Source organism: Bradyrhizobium sp. (genome assembly GCF_019242285.1).
Lineage (GTDB): Bacteria > Pseudomonadota > Alphaproteobacteria > Rhizobiales > Xanthobacteraceae > Bradyrhizobium.
The window spans coordinates 1-2648 of record NZ_JAFAVV010000021.1; the positions used below are offsets into that span (position 1 = coordinate 1).

Annotated in this window: 1 protein-coding gene; it reads left to right on the plus strand. The window is 63.4% G+C overall.

Annotated elements, in window-relative coordinates; all coding sequences use genetic code 11:
- Positions 1-540: 540 nt before the first annotated feature.
- A partial coding sequence (locus tag JOY90_RS01175; protein ID WP_291689346.1) for an adenosylcobalamin-dependent ribonucleoside-diphosphate reductase occupies positions 541-2648 on the plus strand: 2108 nt, incomplete at its 3' end.

Genomic DNA, 2648 nt, shown 5'->3' on the forward strand with positions numbered 1-2648 from the left:
TCAGCTGCGGCCTCAAACATGAAGGGCAGAGGGCGCAGTCGTAATGCATCTGCGCGGCATCGCTGCACGTTTATCCCAACTCCATTCCGCGCCCAAAGTGGATTAGCGGCAATTTGTAGCGAGTCGCTTATCCAGCGCGGAGACCGACGAAGACCTTGCGACAGCTACTCTGCTATCAAGGCGCGTGACCGATGACAGCGGCAGCTTTGCAAACCCGGTTCTGATCGGGGTGTTGGGTTTAACCCAGTCCTCAAACGCGTTCGTTATCCACATGTAGCCGCCGCTCCCCGGCCATTCCGAACGCGGCACCCCACCTCCCGCCCCCAATTCTGCCAACCTCCTCAGCCCCTTAGAGAGCGACCCGCACCCGCTATCCCCGCTCTTCCCAGCAGGCCCGAAAACCACTATATCTTGTGAGTGGGGTGTGGCCGTTCACCACCTATTGACAGGAATCTTTCAAACTCGCCAACGAATCGGTTGCGGAAGGCGGCGCGACTCGCCGAACCTCGCCCGGTTTGAGACTCGAGGGGCAAAACCAAAATGCGGATTGAACGCCACTACACCAAAGCCGGTCAGAGCCCCTATGCGGCGCTCGAATTCCGCACCACTAAAAGCGAAATCCGCAATCCTGACGGCTCGATCGTCTTCTTGCTCGACGGCATCGAGGTGCCGGCGTCCTGGAGCCAGGTCGCGGCGGATGTGCTGGCGCAAAAATACTTCCGCAAGGCCGGCGTTCCGGCGCGGCTGAAGCGGCTCGAGGAAAACAACGTCCCCTCCTTCCTCTGGCGCAGCGTACCCGACGAGACGGCGCTCGCCGACCTCGCCAAGGAGGCGCGCTACACCTCAGAAATCTCAGCGCGCCAGGTCTTCGACCGCCTCGCCGGCGCCTGGACCTATTGGGGCTGGAAGGGCGGCTATTTCGATGGCGACGAGGACGCCGCCTCCTTCTTCGACGAATTGCGCTACCAGCTCGCGATGCAGATGGTGGCGCCGAACTCGCCGCAATGGTTCAACACCGGCCTGCACTGGGCCTATGGCATCGATGGCCCCGGCCAGGGCCATTATTACGTCGACTACAAGACCGGCAAGCTGACGAAGTCCCGCTCGTCCTACGAGCATCCGCAGCCGCACGCCTGTTTCATCCAGGGCGTCAATGACGACCTCGTCAACGACGGCGGCATCATGGACCTCTGGGTGCGCGAGGCGCGCCTGTTCAAATATGGTTCGGGCACCGGCTCCAACTTCTCCAGCCTGCGCGGCGAAGGCGAGCGGCTGTCCGGCGGCGGCCGTTCGAGCGGCCTGATGAGCTTCCTCAAGATCGGCGACCGCGCCGCCGGCGCGATCAAGAGCGGCGGCACCACGCGCCGCGCGGCCAAGATGGTCGTGGTCGACGCCGACCATCCTGACATCGAGACCTATATCGACTGGAAGGTGAAGGAGGAGCAGAAGGTCGCAGCGCTCGTCACCGGCTCCAAGATCAACCAGAAGCACCTCAAGGCCGTGATGAAGGCCTGCGTCAATTGCGAGGGATCGGGCGATGATTGCTTCGACCCCGAGAAGAACCCTGCCCTGCGCCGCGAGATCAAGCTGGCGCGGCGCAACCTCGTGCCCGACAACTACATCAAGCGGGTGATCCAGTTCGCGAGACAAGGCTACAAGGAGATCCAGTTCGACATCTACGACACCGACTGGGATTCGGAGGCCTACCTCACCGTCTCCGGCCAGAACTCCAACAACTCGGTGTCGCTGAAGGATGATTTCCTCCGCGCAGTCGAGACCGACGGCGAGTGGAAGCTGATCGGCCGCACCAACCGCAAGGTGACCAAGACGCTCAGGGCGCGCGAGCTCTGGGAGAAGATCGGCTATGCCGCCTGGGCCTCGGCCGATCCCGGCCTGCACTTCAACACCACCATGAACGACTGGCACACCTGCAAGGCGTCCGGCGACATTCGCGCCTCCAATCCGTGCTCGGAATACATGTTCCTGGACGATACGGCGTGCAATCTCGCCTCGGCCAACCTGCTGACGTTCTACGACAAGGCGACGAAGACCTTCGACGTCGCCTCCTACGAGCATCTGTGCCGGCTCTGGACGCTGGTGCTGGAAATCTCGGTGCTGATGGCGCAGTTCCCGTCCAAGGCGATCGCCGAGCTCTCCTACGAGTTCCGCACGCTGGGGCTCGGCTTCGCCAATATCGGCGGGCTCCTGATGACCATGGGCCTGCCTTATGATTCGAAGGAGGGCCGCGCGCTGTGCGGCACCCTGACCTCGATCATGACCGGCATCGCCTACAAGACCTCGGCCGAGATGGCCGCCGAGCTCGACGCCTTCCCCGGCCACAAGAAGAACGCCGCCCACATGCTGCGGGTGATCCGCAACCACCGCCGCGCCGCGCACGGCGAATCGCGCGGCTACGAGGCGCTCAGCGTCAACCCGGTGCCGCTCGACCACGCCTCCTGCCCGCAAGCCGACCTGGTCGCGCATGCGAAGCACGCCTGGGACGACGCGCTGAGCCTCGGCGAGCAGCACGGTTATCGCAACGCGCAGACCACGGTGATCGCGCCGACCGGCACGATCGGCCTCGTGATGGATTGCGACACCACCGGCATCGAACCGGATTTCGCGCTGGTGAAGTTCAAGAAGCTCGC